Here is an 18,326-nt window from a genome sequence, read left to right as displayed (position 1 = left end):
TAGACACAATTTTTATTAAAATATTTTGATAAATGCTGACATCTCTCCTTATAATGGATACATAAGGAGGGTTTTTATTTGAAACATCAAGGAATTTCTTCAAATGAACGGATTCACACGCTTGATATTGTGCGAGGGTTTGCCATTTTGGGCATCGTTCTTGCGAACATGATGCACTTCAAGTCGTTGGCCCAGCTGGATTTCACCATTCTCATAGAAGGATTTCCTTTACCAGACGACACGTTAAACGCACTGAGTACTCTATTTATTTCATTTTTTGTCGAAGGTAAATTTTATCCGATGTTCTCGCTTTTGTTTGGATTAGGCTTCTACATATTCTACTCACGGGCAGCGGAGAAAAACTTACGTGCAAATCGCTTATTCTCGCGGCGACTTACGTTTCTAATTATCGTAGGGATCGTCCACCTGTTCTTCTTTTGGCACGGTGACATTTTATTTACGTACGGCGTGACTGGATTTCTATTGCTTTTCTTTATTTCCAGACAACCGAAAACCATTTTAATTTGGGCAACGTTACTCCTTTTCATCTACAGCATTATTTTGGCGGTAATGATGGGTGTTAACAGCTGGTTAATGAGTCTCGGCTCCATGATTGGAGGCGATTTTACTGAAGAAATGGCCGCGATGAATGCCCAAGCAAATGATGTCATGGCAAACGGAAGTTATCTTGATATTCTTTTGCATCGCCTGCCTGAATCTATCATTACATTATTAAATGTTTTCGTCGTCATTCCGTCCATTTTGCCACTCTTTTTGATCGGTTTGTACATGGGCAAGACCGGAATGTTCCACAACGTTGCGGACCATTTGAACACGTGGAAAAAGATTTGCATCCATAGCGCTTGGATTGGCTTTTTATTCTCGATCTTAACGACAGCGCTCCTGCATGACTTCACGCCTATACCTGGAGGCGTTGCGTACAGTTTAGCTTTTAGCATACGTACATTCACCGGGCCGATTTTAATGCTGTTTTACCTTTCTGCACTCGTACTGCTGCTAACGAAAGAATCACGACAAAAAATGCTGCAGCCGATCGCTTCAGTCGGGCGCATGGCATTGACGAATTACCTAATGCAGACGCTCATTTTCGTCACCATTTTCCACGGATATGGGTTCGGCCTGTTTAACCAAGTCGGCAGCTTTGCTGGCGTCATCCTGTCCGTTTCCGTATTTATCATCCAGATTGTACTAAGTACACTCTACTTGAAGAAATTCAATCAAGGACCGATGGAATGGCTTTGGCGCAAATGGACGTATAAAAACGTATAACACTTGAAGCAAGGAGCCAAGCTCCTTGTTTTTTTCGGTGGCGGAGTGGCGAAAGTGCGTTCTCCTGTGTCGGCTATGTGAAGCTAGAAAATCACATATCCTTTAAAAGATCGGTTCTAATAGTAAGTATGAACTCTAAAAATCTTTCATTCAAAAAGTAAATAACGTTTTTTTGACTAGGGTTATTAAGAGCTATGTATCTCGAATAATCGCTAATAATTCGGCAATCCCTCTAAACACCTATAATAAGATGGCAAAGAGAGAGGATGTTTTCTTACTCATGCCTTTATTAAGATCCACCTTCAAAAAGATAAACGCCACATTACACATCGTTACCTTGAAGCCTCTCATCAAACGTTTCTAGTAATCTAAGGCTACAATAAAAAGCACCTCCTGCTATCATATATCCAACTACCCATTCTAAAGAAATATCGAGATTTTCAACACCTCTTAAAACATTAAAAACGACTACTATAACTCCCCCGACTAAACCGGATAACATGTAATTTACCCACCGTAAGCCGTAGGGAATGCGGTCTAAAATTATTGAAATGGGCAATGCTATTAAGAGAAAGGCAGGAAGTGAAAATACATACACAATAAAAAAAGCTTCTAATGACAATGTTGGTAAACTATTATATATTAACATTTCTTTTGCCCAATCTAATATAGATAGTATGAAGTAGAAAACAATAGGTGACACAACTGCTGCAAATACTTTGAGCATCATAGTAAATCCCCCTAAATCAATGGCTACATATATTCATCTTAGAAACTTATTAGTTAATTAATTTCAAAACTTATCAAAATCCATACTTAACGTCAATATTTTGAAACTTGCAACTCAGATCATGGGGAATAAGCAATAAATATCAATACCCCGATACTTCAGCTTTTGGTCACTGCCCTTTTCTGTTAGTCTAACAGTAGAATGGTTTATCGCTTTCCGGCTTGACATACGCAAATGTTGGAGGGCTCCATCATGTTGTTTTGGGTCATGCTTTTGTTTCCGTATTTGCTGCTTGGCATTGCGATTTTGTTGTCCGTGTATTGGCGGGCGAAGCCCGCTCGTGGATTGTATGTCGCAGTTGGTTTTCTAACGATTGTGATCGTCGCCATGCTCGTTCCGATTCGGATTGTTCAGGCGATGAATCACTTTGCAAGTTGGATGGAAACCGTCATTATTATGGGCATCATTAATCTCTTTATTTTCATTCCCGCGGGTCTAGTCTTCATGATCATTGCCGGAATATTTTTTCTAGTCAAATCAAAGAGGTGAACGGATTGAACGAATCGTTTATACACGTGAACACAGAGCACTTAATGTTGAGAATGCCACAACTAGACGATGTTGCCTCGGTTCTCGCGATTGAAGGACACCCTGAAGCGAACCAATTTCGAGTGAAAATCCCGGTCACGAACGAACAAGAAGCACAAGAAACCTTACACACTTGGCGAAACAACTGGCATGAATCGGGGTTCGGGTATTGGGCAGTTGTCGAATCTTTTACTTCTGAGATTATTGGTTTCGGGGGCATTCGCAAAGAAAACTGGCAAGGGTCACCCATCTTAAACCTTTATTACCGCTTTTCCCCTCACGTATGGGGCCGTGGATATGCACAAGAAATGGCGGAAACCGCTTTGGACCTCGGTAAAAAACACGTCCCGCACATTCCCGTCGTCGCTCGTATACAGCCTGTTAACAAACCGTCGATCCGGCTAGCGGAGCGTCTTGGGCTCTGTCATCAACCTAACTTAGACTCTGATCACTTAATGGTGTTCGCATAGGAGGGATTGCTTTGGAAACATTACTCGGCATTATCATGACGGTCTTGCCGCTACTGATCGTAGCCATTCTCGTCGTGTTCGTCATCAAACGCCTCGCGAAAAAAGCAAAAGAAGAGGGCTTTACTCATGCAGACAACCAGCGCGCCGTGTTTATGCCTTTTGGAATGCTGATTGGCACGAGTGTGGGGATATTACTCGGTATGTTCCTTCCGGCTTCAATGGGAACCATTCTTACGCTAGGTAGTGGTTTCGGCTTCTTCTTTGGATATTTGCTGTTCGAATGGTCTACTCAGAAAGAGACGTCTGCATGAAAGGAGGGAAAGGTTTTGCGATTACCTACATGTTGGAACTGTACGAATACATTTCGTTGGCGACAATGTATCGGCAAGTATGACCGACTCGTTTGCGACTTGTGCAGTGAAGAGAATTTCCTTTCGTCAAAAGGACAATGGCGAATGTTTTTTCCTTACGTACCGATCTTTTTACTTCCCGTTTCTTGGCGACCTTTTTTTGATGACCCGTTTTATTACTCGGTTATTTTTATCGTCGTCTTCGTCATACTTAATCATTTTTTCATTCAACCGTTTCTTCTTCATTATCGAAAAGAAAAAGAGTATTTGATTGATGGTTTCTCATAACAAGTTGGAGAGGTGAACCGATGCTTTTCTATCATATGTATCGAGAAGACGAAGTGTTGACCGACGACCTTCGCCGCGGTTCGTCTCGCAGCACGATGTCTGGGTGGGCGTCAAGAGGCGGCGGCAACCTTTACCCAGAGATCATTCAAGAGTTACAACGAGGCAGCTCAGATGAGTGGATGGATTTCCATAAATCTTTCGCCGTTTATCCACGCCCTTACAACTTTGCACAATATCTACAATTTCCACTTGAGACCGACAACGTATATGTATTCAACCGGGAAATCGTCACTCACCTGTTCGGATACATTGAAGAAGAAATGACGATCGGCAGTGATGAATATCGCCCTCGCATGTTCACCGATGACCTCCCACCGAAAGAAACGTTAATGAAAGCGTATTGGCAAAGCCGAACACCGTTAGAAACCTACATCCGCAACCAACCTTACCCTAACCCAGAGTACCTCTGCTTTTTCCCTGTACCGGCTCAGCTACTCCGTGGCTTTTTTCACGGGGAGCGTGTCGTTTTGTGACCGGCCAACACGCCGACAATCATTGCCAGCACGAGCAAGACCATCATGATTTTTGTAAGTTCCCCACTCCCCGCACGTCCTTCGGAAAACAAAACGACAGATGTAAGACTGAGTTGAACGAGGACGATAACCCAGAGCAAAATAACATATACAAATCTTGGCACTTTTCGTAGTATTTTCATATCCTCATCGTAACATAGGAGAAGATGTTCACGTAATGTCCATAGCTCCAGAAAGTGCCCGGCAGGAATTCGGGCATCCAGACGGGAATGTATTCTTTAAATAAGGAGTGATTTCTGTGCCAACGATTCTCATTAATGAACAGACTTTTCATTACCGTACAGCCGGCGATCCATCCGCCCCACCTGTTGTTTTGCTTCATGCACTCGGTCAAAACGCCTCGTCATGGGACGGTGTTGCGGCAGCGGTAAGCGATCAATTTTACGTCATCGCTCTAGATCAACGCGGCCATGGAGAAAGTTCACATGCGGACGAGTACTCTTTTGAGCAGATGCAGGCCGATGTGTTTGCTTTCGTCAGTCATTTGAAACTCGAACGGTTCATTCTTATTGGCCATTCGATGGGCGGAACGGTCGCGTACTTGTTCGCACAACAACATCCTCATATGGTTGAGCGATTAGTGATAGAGGATACGCCCGTCCCGACGAAGCCTAGCAAACCGATGAACATTCCGACGAGCCCGCCTGATGAGCCGCTCCCGTTTGATTGGCACGTTATCCCGCAAATTCTTCAGCAATTAAACGAGCCAGACCCCGAGTGGTGGGGAGATTTAAACCAACTAACCATGCCCGCGCTCATCATCGGAGGTGGCGAGACGAGTCACGTTGCCACGAGCCAACTGCACGACACAGCTGAGCAAATGCCTAATTGTGAGATGGTGACCGTGGAAGAGGCCGGGCACCACGTCCATGCGAAAAACCCGGCAGCTTTTGTAGCACACTTGAAGACGTTTTTATCGTAAGCACACACGATCCCCGGATCGTGTTTTTTTGAATGTGGCCGTCGTTTCTAACAGACAGGTTGCCTGCCCCTACTAAATCAAGACGGTGCGGTTTATAATAGAGAGAACACATCATGTAAACGAGGGGTAGTATGCAATTTTTATATGAAACTGAAGCAGGCGATTATCGCGATTTTGCGAGTGGTCGTGTGCTGCGCAATGCACCTGGGACGACAGCGTTTCCTGTACGTCTGACGAGCGAGGTTTTATTTCGTTGCCGAGCCTTGATTGGCAAAAAAACTGAGCTTACCATCTATGATCCTTGTTGCGGAGGAGCGCACATGTTGATGGCAGCGGGGTTTTTGCACGGCCGATCGATAACGACAATCGTTGGCTCAGATGTGAACACGTCTGTCGTTCCAATCGCTGAATCAAACTTGTCTCTGCTCACACGTGAAGGCCTTGAGGACCGAAAACAGCAACTGAAAGCATTTTTCGATGAGTTTCAGAAGAGCGCTCACCGTGAAGCTTTGGAAAGTATAGAACGACTGGAAAAACTCCAGCAAAAGGCGGGGCCGTTTCATTCCCTTCAAGCATTCGCCCATGATATTACAACGTCCGCACCGATTGTAGCTGGTGTGAACATCGTCATTGCTGATCTTCCGTATGGCCATACGGTCGACTGGCAAACCGCAGAGGACGAGCCCCTTCACCAGATGCTCCAAAACGTATATGAAACGTTAGATTCCGACCAATCTGTAGTAGCGTTGATCAGTGACAAGAAGCAACAGACCGATCACCCAGACTACGAACGTGTGAAAGCACTCAAACACGGCAAGCGAAAAATAACGCTGCTCAAACCGAGGTGAATGATGAAAAAAGCAGAGAAATCAGCCTCCTAACAAAATATAGAACACAAATTTTTTAGGAGGCGTTCTGAATGAAATTCCATCCCATTAATATGGAACAGTGGCATAGAAAAGAGTACTTCAATCATTACACAAAGCAACAAACATCCTTTAGCATGACGGTAGATGTGAATGTACAAACGCTACGAGGAGCAGCGAAACAATATGGCTTTCCGTTTTATCCTGCGTTCATTTACGCGGTAACGAAGGCAATAAACGAGCAGCAAGCATTTCGTATGACAATGCAAGATGGAGAGCTTGGGTATTGGGACACGGTCGAACCGATATATACAGTGTTTGATGAGCGAGAGCATTCGTTTTCTAACATCTGGACAAGGCGGCGCGCTCGGTCATTCCCTTCGTTTCACGAAGCCTATGTCCAAGACGTGTACGCGCACAGCAAAAAAGGAGTCATGTTCCCGAAAACACCGATCCCGGAAAACGTATTTCCTCTATCGATGATTCCGTGGGTAACCTACTCATCGTTCCAACTTCACGTTGGAAACGCCGGAAATTATCTCGCCCCGATTGTAACGGCAGGACGATACGAAGAACGCGAGCACCAACTGTTCATGCCCGTTTCGCTGCACGTGCATCACGGGGTTGCGGATGGCTATCATGCCGCGACGTTTTTCACTGACCTTCAACATGCGGCCAACACCGCTCAAGATTGGCTGAGCAATTATTAAACAGTGGAGCCAGGGGACTATCCCCTGGCTCCTTTGCGCTTTTTCGCACTACACGCGCCCTCCAATTTTACTCGATATTGTTTTTGCTGTTTGTTGAACGTGATGAATGAGAAACCGTTCCCGTTCTTTCGTCAATTGAAAGCTAACAATCCCAATACTAATCGCTCCGACCAACCCCGTTGCAGCCGTTACGATCGGTGCCGCAAAAGATGTCGTCCCCGCCGTTCGCTCACCGTGGCTTACCGCATACCCTTGTGCTTTAATGAGCGCCAACTGTTCACAAAAAAGCGCCCGCTCACCCTCCTCCACGAGCTGCTCCACGAAACGATTCGTTTTCTCATCTGACATGTACGCAAGCATCGTTTTATTCGCTGCACCAATGTTCAACGGAATACGAATTCCGAGTTGATCATGAATGCGGATCGAATTGCTTGGGCAATCAATTCTTTCAATAATAAGCGCCTCCGCGCCAGCAGGTTGGCTAAAATAAACACTTTCTTCAGTCACTTGCATGAGTCGCTCAAGCTCAGGACGGACATACGAGACCACATCCATCGTATCGTACAGTTGTAAACCGTACTCCAACCATTTGTTGCCGAGCGCATAATGCTTCGTCACCTCATCTTGGACGACGAGCCCGTGAAGCGTCATCGATGCGAGTAAGCGGTGCATCGAGCTGATTGGCAACTCACACGCACTCGCAAGGTCAGAAATCGACATCCACTTTTTTGTATCTGCAGATGATAATCTGTGCGCGACCTTCATCGCGCGGTCAATCGTTTGCATCCAAACACCCTCCAGTTTTGTTGACATTTCCGACAATTTTCTTTAAAATCAAGCGCATATATTTCCTAATAAAGAAATCTGTTTCCGATATACGGAATAATAACACAAAATAAGGAGGACGACTATAGATGACAACATTTGTTTCAGAACATTTAGAGCATTGGGCAATCCAAAAACGTCGGTACTTACATCAACATCCCGAGATTTCCGGAGATGAATATGAAACGACCACCTACTTAAAAGAACAGTTAAAAGCGTTAGACCTTGAAATCCTTGATTATAAAGAACCCGGCGTCGTCGCTCGACTGAAAGGGACGGTTGGGGAACAAACGATTGCATTACGCGCAGACATTGATGCTCTTCCCATTCAAGAAGAGGGAGAGAAGAGCTATATGTCGACCGTTGAGGGTGTTTCGCACATGTGCGGTCACGATGGCCATACAGCCGTCTTGCTCGCCGCGGCGAAATGGTTGTCAGAAAACCGTGATCGTGTGTGTCACAACCTCCTCTTCATTTTTCAATCTTCGGAAGAGGATTTACCGAGCGGTGCCCGAATTCTCGTTGAACAAGGCGTTATGGAGGGGGTTGACGCCGTCTTTGGCCTTCATCTGTACCAGCCGTTAGAAAAAGGAAAAATCGGCATTGCTCATGGCCCGCTCATGTCGACTGCCGACGATTTTACGATTACGATACACGGAAAAGGCGGACACGGCTCAATGCCTCACGAAGCGGTAGACCCTACTTATATCGCAAGCCATGTGATTCAGGCGTTACAAGCCATACCTAGTCGACAAATGGACCCCCAGGAACCGTCCGTCATTTCCATTGGCCATTTAGCCGCAGGGCAAGCGTACAATGTGATTCCATCCACAGTTACGATTGGCGGGACGTTTCGAACATTTTCCGAAGACACACGCACGCGTGTCGCAGATCGAATGAAAACCGTTGTCGAAGGCATCTGTACGTCTTTTGATGGGACAAGTACGGTTCAGATTGGATGGGGCGCACCGGCTGTAGTGAATGATTCCGGGATGACCGATGAATTGGAGAAGATCCTCGGGGAGACATTTTCCAAAGAGCGAATCACAGAAATGACACCGATGATGGGTAGCGAAGATTTCTCTCACTATCTTGAAGTCGCGAAAGGATCCTACTTTCTCATCGGAATGGGCGGAGAGAAGAGCGCCTACGGTCACCATCATCCGAAATTCGACATTGATGAGAGGGTAATGAAAGACGCCATTGAATCTTTCATACAAATTGTTCTGCGATTTAATCAATCCTAAGGGGGACACGAGTATGTTCAAACAAGCCATTGCTAAACGAATCGGAAAGAGCTTTGTGGGAGGTTTAACAACATCAGACTTAGGAGTGCCTGACTATACAACCGCTGAAGATCAACATGCTGCTTATATCCGTGCCTTAAAAACGTGTGGGGTTGAGGTGACACTCCTTGAAGCTAGTGAATCGTTCCCAGATTCCACATTTGTAGAAGACACCGCAGTAATCACAAAAGCTTGCATCGTCATTACCAACCCAGGAGCACCAAGCCGAAACGGAGAAACAAGTCACATTGAACGTGTTCTCAAACAAGAAGACCGACCATTAGAACATATCCAAGCGCCTGGCCGTCTTGACGGTGGAGATGTTCTTCAAGTGGACAACCACTTCTATGTTGGGTTGTCTGAACGAACTGATCGGACAGGCGCCGAGCAACTCTTAACAATCCTCGGCAAGTACGGCTATAACGGGACCATTATTCCATTGGACGTTTTCTTTCACCTAAAAACAGGCATTAGTTATCTCGGCGAAGGGAACATCCTCGTTGCTGGTGAGTTCATTAACAACGCTCATTTCTCCCATTTGAACCAAATTACAGTTCCAGACGAGGAACACTATGCAGCGAACTGCATCCGCGTGAATGATTACGTCATCCTGCCTAAAGGTTATCGTAAGACGAAAGAAAAAATAGAACATGCAGGCTATGAAACGATCGAGGTGGAGATGAGTGAGTTCCGTAAGCAAGATGGCGGTCTCAGCTGCCTTTCGCTTCGCTATTAGTTAAAGAAAGGAGGCCTAAACTATGCAAACAGGTGCTCAATCGATGGTTAATCCCATCAAACATATTTTGCTGAAACGTCCAGAACAAGCCTTTCGCAACCAAACACACATTGACAGAGAATGGCAAGCATACAACTACACAGCAGCGCCGAACTACCAAAAAGCATCGGAAGAATATGAAGCTTTTGAGCAGTTAATTCGAAAACACGTTCCACACGTCCATCTTCTGCCTGAAAGCGAACATACCGGCTTGGATTCGATCTACACACACGACTCTGTCAAGTTTACTCACCTCGGTGCCCTTCTTCTATCCCCTGGCAAGACAGCTCGTGCCAAGGAACCCGAAGCCATTCAACGGTTTTTAGAGCAGAAGAAGATTCCCATCCTCGGTTCTCTCACTGGAAGTGCCCGAGCAGAGGGCGGTGATATCGTCTGGTTGGACGAACAAACTGTGGCGATTGGCCGAGGGTACCGGACGAATCAAGAAGGTATTGCCCAGTTGCAAACGTTACTCCAAGACATCGTTCGTGAGATCATCATCGTTGACCTTCCTCACGCTGATGGTGCCGATGAATGCTTACACTTAATGTCAATCATCAGCATGGTTGACCACGACCTGGCTGTTGTCTACTCCCGCTACATGACCGTCACGTTTAGGAAGTGGCTTGTTGAAAAAGGCATTACCCTGATCGAGGTAGACGATGAAGAATACGAGACATTAGGGTCTAACCTATTGGCGATTGCACCTCGAAAATGTGTGATTCTTGCTGGGAATTCACGGACGAAAGCGAAACTTGAAGCAGCAGGGGCAACGGTCATAGAATACAGCGGTGCCGAGATTTCCTACAAAGGAACTGGAGGTCCGACGTGCCTGACATGTCCGATATTACGAGTGTAGAAGGAGAAGTTTATGACTGTTCAACATTACGGGACACCTGAACAACGAAGAAAATTACTTACCGACCTCGTCGCCATTCCAAGCATCTCAGAAAGCGAGGGGGAAACACATTTCCCCGACGCGGTCTACAGCCTACTCTCTCAATGGGAGTATTTCAAAACAAACCCTTCCCACCTGCACCACGGTGCCAGAACCGGAGATGAGGCATTTCTATCTGCGCATTACAAACACACATCAGCAACAGAGACGATTGTTTTAATTAGTCACTTTGATGTTGTCGGTGTTGAGGAATACGGGGAGTATGAATCGTTGGCTTTCCGTGTAGATGAACTAACCGAAGCATTTGTACGCGACGCTGAACAGTTCCACCCATCGGTGCAAAAAGACATTCAGTCTGGGGAATATTTGTTTGGACGTGGCACGATGGATATGAAAGCCGGCCTGACCATTCACATAAGTATCCTGGAAAAAGCGATTATCAATCGTTGGCCGATCAACATCGTTCTTCTCACCGTCCCGGATGAGGAAGTAAATTCTACAGGGATGCGCGCAGCTGTCGGCTACTTGAACCGTATTAAAGAGGAGTATAATTTCTCCTATACGTTGTTCCTAAACTCAGAACCTGTGTTTACGCAAAAACCCGATGATGACAATTATTATATCTACTCTGGGTCGATTGGTAAGATTATGCCAGGTCTATTATTTTATGGGAAAGAAACCCATGTCGGGGAGCCATTAGCCGGTATATCTTCAAACTATATGGCTTCTTTTTTAATGAATCACTTGGAATTAAACCAGCGGTTACGAGAAACGGTCTTCGAGGAGAAAACACCATTGCCCGTTTCTCTCTATCAGAAAGATTTAAAGCAAGAGTATTCCGTAAAAACACCGTATCGTTCCGCTGCATTATTCAATGTATTCTTATTTAAGCGCTCAGCCAATGAGGTGTTTGACATCTTTCAGCAAGAAGTGCATACAGCCACAGAACGGCTCAATGATGCGTACCGCACATTATGTAACGACGAAGGCGTGCAAGGGGTAGGAAACGTTCAAGTGCTTGATTACGAACAACTGGAATCCTATGCAATACAGCGTCATGGCGAGACGAAAGTAGCCGAGTGGAAAAAAGAAATTCATACTCGTACCGACCTTGACGATCGAGAAAAGTCAATCTTGACTGCGGATAAGCTCGCGAGGCATTGCAATGACTTAAGTCCAGCAATTATTTCATTCTTCGCCCCGCCTTACTATCCAGCCGTGTCATCAAAAAGAACGGTGCAATTCGACGCCTGGATTGATTTCATCAAAACTGAATCCCAACGCGCTCATCAATTGCCTGTAAAGAATATTCAATATTTCAACGGGATCTCTGATTTGAGTTATGTTGCCTACCGAGACGCGGGCGGCGATGGCTGGCGAGCGTATGAAGCGAACACTCCTGTGTTTGGAACGAGTTATACCATTCCTTTTCACGGAATGAGCCAGCTTCAAGGTCCGGTACTTAATATCGGCCCCCGAGGAAAAGATGCACACAAAAAAACAGAACGTCTTCATGCGCACAGTGCGTTCGTTGAAGTTCCCTTCATCATTGAGCGCCTCATAGAAAAAGTGATTGAATGCAACGCGTATAACCATTAGGAGGATAAACCAAGCATGAGCAGCCCTCAAACGAATCATGACCCAGAACAGATACAGCCAACCATGTACAGTCGAACAAAAGGCGTTAATCCATTTGTTCTTCTCTTTTCGATTATCATTATTTTTTCGGTCTTGAGCTACATTGTTCCTGCGGGTCAATATGAGCGAACAGAGCAAGACGGCAGAACTGTTATTGACCCGAACTCTTTTCAATTTATTGAATCGACGCCTGTCGGACTGCTGGACATCTTTAATAGCATTCATCTTGGGATGATCGAAGGGGCTCCTATTATCTTTTTCGTCCTCGTCTTCGGAGGGGCACTCGGGATTCTTAACGGTACAGGTGCCATCAATGCGTTTATTCAATACGTACCGATAAAATTTAAAAATAAAGAACTGCTGTTAATCCCAATTATGACCCTCGTCTTCGCCTTGCTTGGAGCGATGATCGGGTCTGCGGAAGACGCGCTCGTCTATATTGCAATTATTACCCCGCTCGTGCTTGCGCTTGGTTTTGACAAACTGACGGCATTTGCCATTGTGTTTGTCGGCATGTCAATGGGGTTTACCGCGGGCATCACGAATCCGTTTAACGTTGGCGTGGCGCAAACCGTCGCAGAACTTCCGACATTTTCAGGGATGGGGTTAAGGATCATTTTGTTCATTGCTTTATATGGTGCAACGGTAAGCTACATATACCTACACGTGATGCGTATAAAGAAAAACCCTAGCCTTGGGGTGTTTGGTAACGAGGAAGAACGCGCAATCGCCGGGAAAGGCACGACCGTTGAAAAGCTAACCGTGCCACATAAAGCGATTTTATCTCTGTTACTCGTTACATTTATAATTATGATTTATGGTGTGATCAGCTTAGGCTGGTTTATCACAGAAATCGCAAGCATCTTCCTCATGCTAAGTATTATCGCGTCCATAATCGTGCGCAAACGGCCCAACGAGATTGCTGATCATTTTGTTAGTGGGTGTGCTGATATGATTAAAGGAGCGCTTATTATCGGTATTGCTTACGGTGTACTCGTCATCCTAGAAGAAGGCAACCTTATTGATACGATCTTGTACTATAGTGCCAACATGCTGGAAGGGTTACCCCCGCTGCTTAGCACAATCGGTTTTTTTGCCGTCCAGTCGATGATTAATTTCTTTGTACCTTCAGGCAGTGGTCAAGCGGCACTTACAATGCCTCTAATGACGCCTTTAGCCGACATGATTGGTGTCACTCGCCAAACTGCAGTACTCGCCTTTCAGCTCGGTGACGGTGTTTCAAAAGTCATCTTCCCAACCTCTGCCACACTCATGGCTGGTCTGGCCATTGCCGGTATACCATACGGGCGATATGTCCGTTGGGTGCTCCCACTCGTTCTGATTAACGCAACAATCGGCTGCATCTTTTTAATTGTTGCTCAAATAATCGGTTACGGACCTTATTAATAAAGGGGCTTGTCCCCTCCATTCACAAAAAAAGGCCGTCCACTCACGGACGGTCCTTTCTGCTTATTTTTTCTTTTTCTTTCGATTAGAGCGGAAGCCTTTGTTTTTCGGGTTCTTTTGGCCTTTTCCGCCTTTGCCCTTTGTGTTATTTCCACGTTTGCCGCCAGGGCGGTCCCCACGCTCACCTTGGATGACTTTCGGTGCAGTACGCGCGCGTTGCTTGCGCTTTGGCATCCCGACGATTTCAAAATCAATCGTCGTCTCGTCCATATTCACTTCCAACACGCTCACATCGACTTGATCACCGATGCGGTACATATTGCCCGTACGCTCACCAATGAGTGCGTATTGCCGCTCATCGTAATGATAATAATCGTCGGTCAGGTGACTAATGTGCACCATCCCTTCAATCGTATTATCCAGACGGATAAACAATCCGAAGTTCGCCGCTCCGCTTACAAAACCAGTGAATTCTTCACCAATCTTGTCACGCATATATTCCGCTTTTTTCAGATCATCAACGTCACGTTCCGCATCAACCGCTCGTCGCTCCATTTCTGATGAGTGCGTCGCGATCTCTGGCAATTTCCCTTGCCAATGATCGGTCGTCTTCTTGCCCGTCTGCCCGTTCACAAGATACGTACGAATTAAACGGTGCACAATCAAGTCTGGGTAACGGCGAATCGGGGACGTGAAGTGTGTGTAGAAATCAGCCGCAAGTCCGAAGTGACCGACATTCGTCGGGTCGTACTTCGCTTGTTGCATCGAACGGAGCAACACTGTACTAATGACGGTTTCCTCCGCTTCCCCTTTCACCGTCTCCAATACTTCCTGAAGCGCACGGGGATGAATCGCATCGCCACGACCTTTCATCACATACCCGAAACTCGTAATGAACTCCAAAAACTTCTGAAGCTTTTCATCGTCTGGATCCTCGTGAATTCGGTAGATAAACGGCAACTTCAACCAGTGGAAATGTTCAGCGACCGTTTCGTTGGCACAAAGCATAAACTCCTCGATCAACTTCTCGCCCACCGACCGTTCAATTACCGCCACATCCGTCGGACGCCCTTCTTCATCCATCTGCACTTTTGCTTCTTTAAAGTCAAAGTCAATCGCACCGCGTTTAAATCTTTTCTTACGTAAGATGGCAGCGAGCTTCTCCATCCGTTCGAAGAGGGGGACGAGGCTTTCGTACTTCGCCCGTGTCTCTTCGTTTCGATCAGCGAGAATCTCGTTCACAGCGGTGTATGTCATCCGTTCATTCGTGCGAATAACACTCTCAAAAATCTCATGATTCACGACGTCGCCACTCGGAGTGATCTCCATCTCGCACGTGAGTGTTAGACGATCGACTTGTGGGTTCAACGAGCAAATCCCATTCGATAGACGATGGGGAATCATCGGTATCACACGGTCAACAAGATAAGAACTCGTTGCACGGTCTGCAGCCTCGACATCAATCGGAGACCCTTCCGTCACATAGTGACTCACGTCAGCGATGTGCACGCCGAGCTTATAATTTCCGTTGTCCAATTCTTCAACCGTCACCGCATCGTCTAAGTCTTTCGCATCGGCACCGTCAATCGTCACAATCGTTTCTTCACGCAAGTCACGTCGTCTTTTTACTTCATTTGGATCAATCGTGTCAGCCGTGTTTGCTGCTTGCTCCGTAACTTCTTCAGGAAATTCTCCAGGCAGGCCGTGTTTAAAGATGATCGATAAAATGTCGGTTCCTGGGTCATTTTTATGGCCTAGAATACGTACAATTTCACCTTCTGCACCTTGTCGGCCCTCCGGATACTTCGTCAGTTCGACGACAACTTTGTGGCCTTCTGCGGCACCGTGATTTCTTCCTTCTGGAATAAATACGTCGCCTTGCATATGCTTATCGTCCGGTTTCACAAAGCCATACCGTTCATAATCAAGATATGTGCCGACGACCGTCGATACCCCACGCTCAAGAATACGTACGACCGTACCTTCCGCGCGGTCTCCTTTATTGCCACCCGTGCGAGAAGAAACCCGCACGAATACGATGTCTTGATGCATCGCTCCAGCAAGATCGCCAGGAGCTACATACACATCTTCTTCGTCTTCGTTCTCAGGAATAATAAACGCAAACCCTTTGGCGTGAGCTTGTACACGACCTTTGAGTAGATTCATTTTTTCGGGTAATCCGTAGCGATTATTGCGCGTACGGATAAGTGCGCCTTCATCCTCAAGTTCGTTCAGCGTTTTTACGAGCTGTTTTTGCTCATCGGCACTCTCTCCGTGACCGAGTGCCTCTTGCAATTCTTTTACATTTAGTGGTTTATTCGCTTCATCGCGAATAAACGTGAGTACTTGTTCTCTCAATGTTTTCTCTCCTTTCTCTTAAGATGACCATTCTAGTGAATCTAAAAACGCAACGATCTCTTCATGTAAACGTTCTTTCTCTTCCCACAGTGTAATGACGTGTGGGGCATTTTCGTAAAGTACTCGATCTCGATGTTTCGAGCCGACTTCTTCGTAAATCACATCCGCGTTCTCAGGTGGAACGAGGTCATCTTGTCCGGCTTGTATCACTTTTATTGGTTGTTTGATGTTTGCGAGCCGGTCGCGCACATCAAAGATCAGTTCATCAATCGACGCCAATGTATCAAGAGGCATCGTTTCAAATTCATCCATTTCTTCTTCAATCGTCTCTTCATCTTTCTTTTCAAACTGTTTGTATTGCTTAGCATAATCAACAACGCCCTGGTATAGCCTGTCGTTCATGCCTTGTTGCATGACAGGTGCACACATCGGCACGATGCCATTTACATCAAAAGTATAGCCGACTTTCAAACTGAGCAAACCGCCAAGGGACAGTCCACAAACCGCAATCGTAGTAAACCCTCGGTCAACGAGATGCTGATACCCCTCTTCAACAGCCGCCCACCAGTCGTGCCAATCCGTTTGCATCAATTGTTCTGGTGGCACGCCGTGCCCTGGGAATACAGGAGCATGACTCGTATACCCTTGCTTTTGTAAATACCTTCCGAGCATGCGTACATCATTTGAAGAGCCCGTAAACCCATGGAGCAAAAGAACGGCTCGGTTGCTTTCTCCTTCAAACGTAAACGGTTTTGGAGCTTTAATTTTCATGTTGTCTCGTTTCCTTTCAAGAAATGCTCGATATCTCGTATAACTTGAAGCTTTTCCACATCTTGAAACACAAAATGGTTGGACTGCTCATACATGTACAGTCGTTTATGCTTCGATCCGATATTATCATATAAATAGGCCGCACTCTTCTCCGGGATGAGAATGTCTTTCTCTCCTTGGGCAATCAAGACAGGGGCGGTCACTTCTCGAACGTACGGCCTTACGGTTCGGACGGTTTTCATAAATTCAAATACCGAACGTATTGATGTTTCCTTTGCTTTATCATTAACGAGCGCCATCCACGGGTCGTTCATCCCTTCCCGCATGGAGGTTCGGACATTTTCGATGATTTGTGGACGATTTACGTAATAAGCCGCAGCATTCACAAGCACCAGTTTCTTGATCGGATATTTCGCCGCCAAATAACAGGCTAACATTCCACCCATTGAAAAGCCGATCACATACAGTTCATCCACATGTTTGAGCATTTCGTTCGCGGCGCGATCTGCGGTATATATCCAAGTCGATCCTTCTCCGTTTTTCAGCTCATCATCTTCACCGTGACCTGGAAGGACCGGTGTATAGACGAGCCATCCCTTCTTCCTTCTTAACCGTTCAGCAATCGGTTCGACTTCAGCGGGGGAACCTGTGAAGCCGTGTAAGCATAAACATCCGATCATCGTGATGCGCCTCCGTTCTTACCTGACGATCGTAGAATTCCCGTTCTTTCGGTGATTAAAACAAAAAAACAGCAGGGAGCGTGTGACCCCCTACTGCCTTTAGATGAAATACGCTAATAAAACGGTAATTACAAAGAATAAAATCGCCAGTACGACGGTGGATTTCGATAAGAATGCTTCGATTCCCCGCGCCTTTTGTTTCCCCATTAGTTGCTCTGCCCCACCGGAAATCGCTCCCGATAGTCCAGCACTACGTCCTGATTGAAGCAGTACAACAGTAATCAATGCAATTGCGTTAATAATTAACAATATCGTTAAAACAGTAGTGATCATCACGTTCGCACCTCCATAAAAACGGCAGTCTATCTCATACACAGAAGAAATGCCGTTCATTTCTTCTGTAACCCGTAAATGTCCTTATCTTATAATAGCATACTTCTCATAAGAAGATCAACGGGACGAGCCCGGGCAGCAAAGCGCCCGTCGTATGCGCCGTCGTTTTTGCGTTCATTCTAAACACGTCGTTCGCAAAAGCTGATACATTTAGCGAATAGTGATCGTTGGATAGAGCAATGATTTGCCTAGCGGAGAGTATTTTTCAAATTGAACGAAGGGAACTCACTGAATCTGATAATCGAGATCGCTGTTTGCACGTGAATGCCTGCCGATCGTCTTTTGAAGTTCATCTCACTTCGACAACTTCGTTGCCGAACGTTGTTCGTCACTGATAGGGTTGCGGGCAACACGAAGAGCGTTTGCCGTAGGGTACCAAGACGTGACCGGTGGCCATCACTTGGAGAAAGTCGTGTTATGACCTGTCACGTATGTGACAATTCAGCCCTCAATCCGGGCACTTTCAGTACGCAACTGTCACAAATCGC

At 46.0% G+C, this 18,326-nt stretch carries 21 protein-coding genes; 14 read left to right on the top strand and 7 right to left on the bottom strand.

Annotated features, from left to right (window positions below):
* Window positions 1-78: 78 nt before the first annotated feature.
* Window positions 79-1,290, top strand: a complete 1,212-nt coding sequence (locus tag ACE1TF_RS03320) for a DUF418 domain-containing protein (protein ID WP_375014228.1) — start codon at window positions 79-81, stop codon at window positions 1,288-1,290.
* A 322-nt stretch (window positions 1,291-1,612) separates the two neighbouring features.
* On the opposite strand, the gene ACE1TF_RS03315 is transcribed toward ACE1TF_RS03320, so the two are convergent.
* On the bottom strand, window positions 1,613-2,020 hold the full coding sequence (locus ACE1TF_RS03315; RefSeq protein ID WP_375014226.1) for a hypothetical protein: 408 nt from the start codon (window positions 2,018-2,020) through the stop codon (window positions 1,613-1,615).
* A 252-nt stretch (window positions 2,021-2,272) separates the two neighbouring features.
* Here ACE1TF_RS03315 and ACE1TF_RS03310 point away from each other — a divergent pair, with 252 nt between their 5' ends.
* Genes ACE1TF_RS03310 through ACE1TF_RS03290 form a run of 5 tightly spaced genes read left to right on the top strand, consistent with a single transcriptional unit; the run spans window position 2,273 to window position 4,249 of the window.
* Complete coding sequence (locus tag ACE1TF_RS03310; protein ID WP_375014224.1) at window positions 2,273-2,569, top strand: hypothetical protein; 297 nt, start codon at window positions 2,273-2,275, stop codon at window positions 2,567-2,569.
* Between the two features lie 5 nt (window positions 2,570-2,574).
* A complete protein-coding gene (locus ACE1TF_RS03305; RefSeq protein ID WP_375014222.1) occupies window positions 2,575-3,078 on the top strand; it encodes a GNAT family N-acetyltransferase in 504 nt (167 codons plus the stop codon).
* 11 nt (window positions 3,079-3,089) lie between these two features.
* Entirely contained in the window at window positions 3,090-3,389 is a 300-nt protein-coding gene (locus ACE1TF_RS03300; RefSeq protein ID WP_375014220.1) for a hypothetical protein, read from the top strand.
* 15 nt (window positions 3,390-3,404) lie between these two features.
* Window positions 3,405-3,716 (top strand): TIGR04104 family putative zinc finger protein, encoded by a 312-nt coding sequence (locus ACE1TF_RS03295; RefSeq protein ID WP_375014218.1) that lies wholly within the window; start codon window positions 3,405-3,407, stop codon window positions 3,714-3,716.
* Window positions 3,717-3,736: 20 nt separating this feature from the next.
* A complete protein-coding gene (locus tag ACE1TF_RS03290) occupies window positions 3,737-4,249 on the top strand; it encodes a hypothetical protein (RefSeq protein WP_375014216.1) in 513 nt (170 codons plus the stop codon).
* Here the strand turns inward: ACE1TF_RS03290 and ACE1TF_RS03285 are convergent.
* On the bottom strand, window positions 4,225-4,431 hold the full coding sequence (locus tag ACE1TF_RS03285; protein WP_375014214.1) for a hypothetical protein: 207 nt from the start codon (window positions 4,429-4,431) through the stop codon (window positions 4,225-4,227). The genes ACE1TF_RS03290 and ACE1TF_RS03285 overlap by 25 nt on opposite strands.
* Window positions 4,432-4,547: 116 nt before the next feature.
* Here ACE1TF_RS03285 and ACE1TF_RS03280 point away from each other — a divergent pair, with 116 nt between their 5' ends.
* The 3 genes from ACE1TF_RS03280 (at window position 4,548) to ACE1TF_RS03270 (ending at window position 6,807) form a co-directional block, all read left to right on the top strand.
* Window positions 4,548-5,231: an alpha/beta fold hydrolase gene (locus tag ACE1TF_RS03280; RefSeq protein WP_375014212.1), complete on the top strand. Its 684-nt coding sequence runs from the start codon at window positions 4,548-4,550 to the stop codon at window positions 5,229-5,231.
* A 131-nt stretch (window positions 5,232-5,362) separates the two neighbouring features.
* Window positions 5,363-6,079, top strand: a complete 717-nt coding sequence (locus ACE1TF_RS03275) for a hypothetical protein (protein WP_375014209.1) — start codon at window positions 5,363-5,365, stop codon at window positions 6,077-6,079.
* 71 nt (window positions 6,080-6,150) lie between these two features.
* A complete protein-coding gene (locus ACE1TF_RS03270) occupies window positions 6,151-6,807 on the top strand; it encodes a CatA-like O-acetyltransferase (protein WP_375014207.1) in 657 nt (218 codons plus the stop codon).
* A gap of 48 nt (window positions 6,808-6,855) precedes the next feature.
* On the opposite strand, the gene ACE1TF_RS03265 is transcribed toward ACE1TF_RS03270, so the two are convergent.
* Window positions 6,856-7,593 (bottom strand): IclR family transcriptional regulator, encoded by a 738-nt coding sequence (locus ACE1TF_RS03265; protein WP_042403488.1) that lies wholly within the window; start codon window positions 7,591-7,593, stop codon window positions 6,856-6,858.
* Between the two features lie 128 nt (window positions 7,594-7,721).
* On the opposite strand from ACE1TF_RS03265, the gene ACE1TF_RS03260 reads away from it, so the two are divergent.
* From ACE1TF_RS03260 to ACE1TF_RS03240, 5 genes are read left to right on the top strand one after another with little or no spacing between them, the layout of a single operon-like run.
* The gene (locus ACE1TF_RS03260) at window positions 7,722-8,879 is read left to right on the top strand and encodes a M20 metallopeptidase family protein (RefSeq protein ID WP_375014205.1); all 1,158 of its coding nucleotides are present in this window, start codon (window positions 7,722-7,724) and stop codon (window positions 8,877-8,879) included.
* Window positions 8,880-8,892: 13 nt separating this feature from the next.
* The gene (locus ACE1TF_RS03255) at window positions 8,893-9,654 is read left to right on the top strand and encodes a dimethylarginine dimethylaminohydrolase family protein (RefSeq protein ID WP_375014203.1); all 762 of its coding nucleotides are present in this window, start codon (window positions 8,893-8,895) and stop codon (window positions 9,652-9,654) included.
* Between the two features lie 22 nt (window positions 9,655-9,676).
* Window positions 9,677-10,552 carry a dimethylarginine dimethylaminohydrolase family protein gene (locus tag ACE1TF_RS03250; protein WP_375014201.1) on the top strand — a complete coding sequence of 292 codons (876 nt, stop codon included), beginning with the start codon at window positions 9,677-9,679 and terminating at the stop codon, window positions 10,550-10,552.
* 12 nt (window positions 10,553-10,564) lie between these two features.
* Complete coding sequence (locus ACE1TF_RS03245; protein WP_042403490.1) at window positions 10,565-12,190, top strand: M20/M25/M40 family metallo-hydrolase; 1,626 nt, start codon at window positions 10,565-10,567, stop codon at window positions 12,188-12,190.
* 15 nt (window positions 12,191-12,205) lie between these two features.
* Entirely contained in the window at window positions 12,206-13,636 is a 1,431-nt protein-coding gene (locus ACE1TF_RS03240) for a YfcC family protein (protein ID WP_375014198.1), read from the top strand.
* 63 nt (window positions 13,637-13,699) lie between these two features.
* On the opposite strand, the gene rnr is transcribed toward ACE1TF_RS03240, so the two are convergent.
* The 4 genes from rnr to secG all read right to left on the bottom strand — a co-directional run bounded on the left by rnr (window position 13,700) and on the right by secG (window position 17,775).
* Window positions 13,700-15,994, bottom strand: coding sequence for a ribonuclease R (gene rnr / locus ACE1TF_RS03235; protein ID WP_375014196.1), 2,295 nt, complete (start codon window positions 15,992-15,994; stop codon window positions 13,700-13,702).
* An 18-nt stretch (window positions 15,995-16,012) separates the two neighbouring features.
* The gene (locus ACE1TF_RS03230; protein ID WP_042403493.1) at window positions 16,013-16,765 is read right to left on the bottom strand and encodes an alpha/beta hydrolase; all 753 of its coding nucleotides are present in this window, start codon (window positions 16,763-16,765) and stop codon (window positions 16,013-16,015) included.
* The gene (locus ACE1TF_RS03225) at window positions 16,762-17,445 is read right to left on the bottom strand and encodes an alpha/beta hydrolase (protein WP_375014193.1); all 684 of its coding nucleotides are present in this window, start codon (window positions 17,443-17,445) and stop codon (window positions 16,762-16,764) included. The genes ACE1TF_RS03230 and ACE1TF_RS03225 overlap by 4 nt, the downstream gene beginning before the upstream one ends.
* Window positions 17,446-17,544: 99 nt before the next feature.
* Window positions 17,545-17,775 (bottom strand): preprotein translocase subunit SecG, encoded by a 231-nt coding sequence (gene secG / locus ACE1TF_RS03220; RefSeq protein WP_042403522.1) that lies wholly within the window; start codon window positions 17,773-17,775, stop codon window positions 17,545-17,547.
* Window positions 17,776-18,326: the final 551 nt, after the last annotated feature.

The sequence above is a fragment of the Geomicrobium sp. JSM 1781026 genome, assembly GCF_041949955.1.
Classification (GTDB): domain Bacteria; phylum Bacillota; class Bacilli; order Bacillales; family Marinococcaceae; genus Geomicrobium_A.
Note: the sequence above shows the minus strand (reverse complement) of the source record. Positions and strands in the feature narration are given on the sequence as shown.

Excerpts from the sequence above, each read along its gene's own strand:
- ACE1TF_RS03315 (WP_375014226.1), bottom strand. The coding sequence starts at position 2,020 with ATGATGCTCAAAGTATTTGCAGCAGTTGTGTCACCTATTGTTTTCTAC.
- ACE1TF_RS03310 (WP_375014224.1), top strand. The coding sequence starts at position 2,273 with ATGTTGTTTTGGGTCATGCTTTTGTTTCCGTATTTGCTGCTTGGCATT.
- ACE1TF_RS03290 (WP_375014216.1), top strand. The coding sequence starts at position 3,737 with ATGCTTTTCTATCATATGTATCGAGAAGACGAAGTGTTGACCGACGAC.
- ACE1TF_RS03285 (WP_375014214.1), bottom strand. The coding sequence starts at position 4,431 with ATGAAAATACTACGAAAAGTGCCAAGATTTGTATATGTTATTTTGCTC.
- ACE1TF_RS03275 (WP_375014209.1), top strand. The coding sequence starts at position 5,363 with ATGCAATTTTTATATGAAACTGAAGCAGGCGATTATCGCGATTTTGCG.
- ACE1TF_RS03270 (WP_375014207.1), top strand. The coding sequence starts at position 6,151 with ATGAAATTCCATCCCATTAATATGGAACAGTGGCATAGAAAAGAGTAC.
- ACE1TF_RS03265 (WP_042403488.1), bottom strand. The coding sequence starts at position 7,593 with ATGCAAACGATTGACCGCGCGATGAAGGTCGCGCACAGATTATCATCT.
- ACE1TF_RS03260 (WP_375014205.1), top strand. The coding sequence starts at position 7,722 with ATGACAACATTTGTTTCAGAACATTTAGAGCATTGGGCAATCCAAAAA.
- ACE1TF_RS03255 (WP_375014203.1), top strand. The coding sequence starts at position 8,893 with ATGTTCAAACAAGCCATTGCTAAACGAATCGGAAAGAGCTTTGTGGGA.
- ACE1TF_RS03250 (WP_375014201.1), top strand. The coding sequence starts at position 9,677 with ATGCAAACAGGTGCTCAATCGATGGTTAATCCCATCAAACATATTTTG.
- ACE1TF_RS03245 (WP_042403490.1), top strand. The coding sequence starts at position 10,565 with ATGACTGTTCAACATTACGGGACACCTGAACAACGAAGAAAATTACTT.
- ACE1TF_RS03240 (WP_375014198.1), top strand. The coding sequence starts at position 12,206 with ATGAGCAGCCCTCAAACGAATCATGACCCAGAACAGATACAGCCAACC.
- ACE1TF_RS03230 (WP_042403493.1), bottom strand. The coding sequence starts at position 16,765 with ATGAAAATTAAAGCTCCAAAACCGTTTACGTTTGAAGGAGAAAGCAAC.
- ACE1TF_RS03225 (WP_375014193.1), bottom strand. The coding sequence starts at position 17,445 with ATGATCGGATGTTTATGCTTACACGGCTTCACAGGTTCCCCCGCTGAA.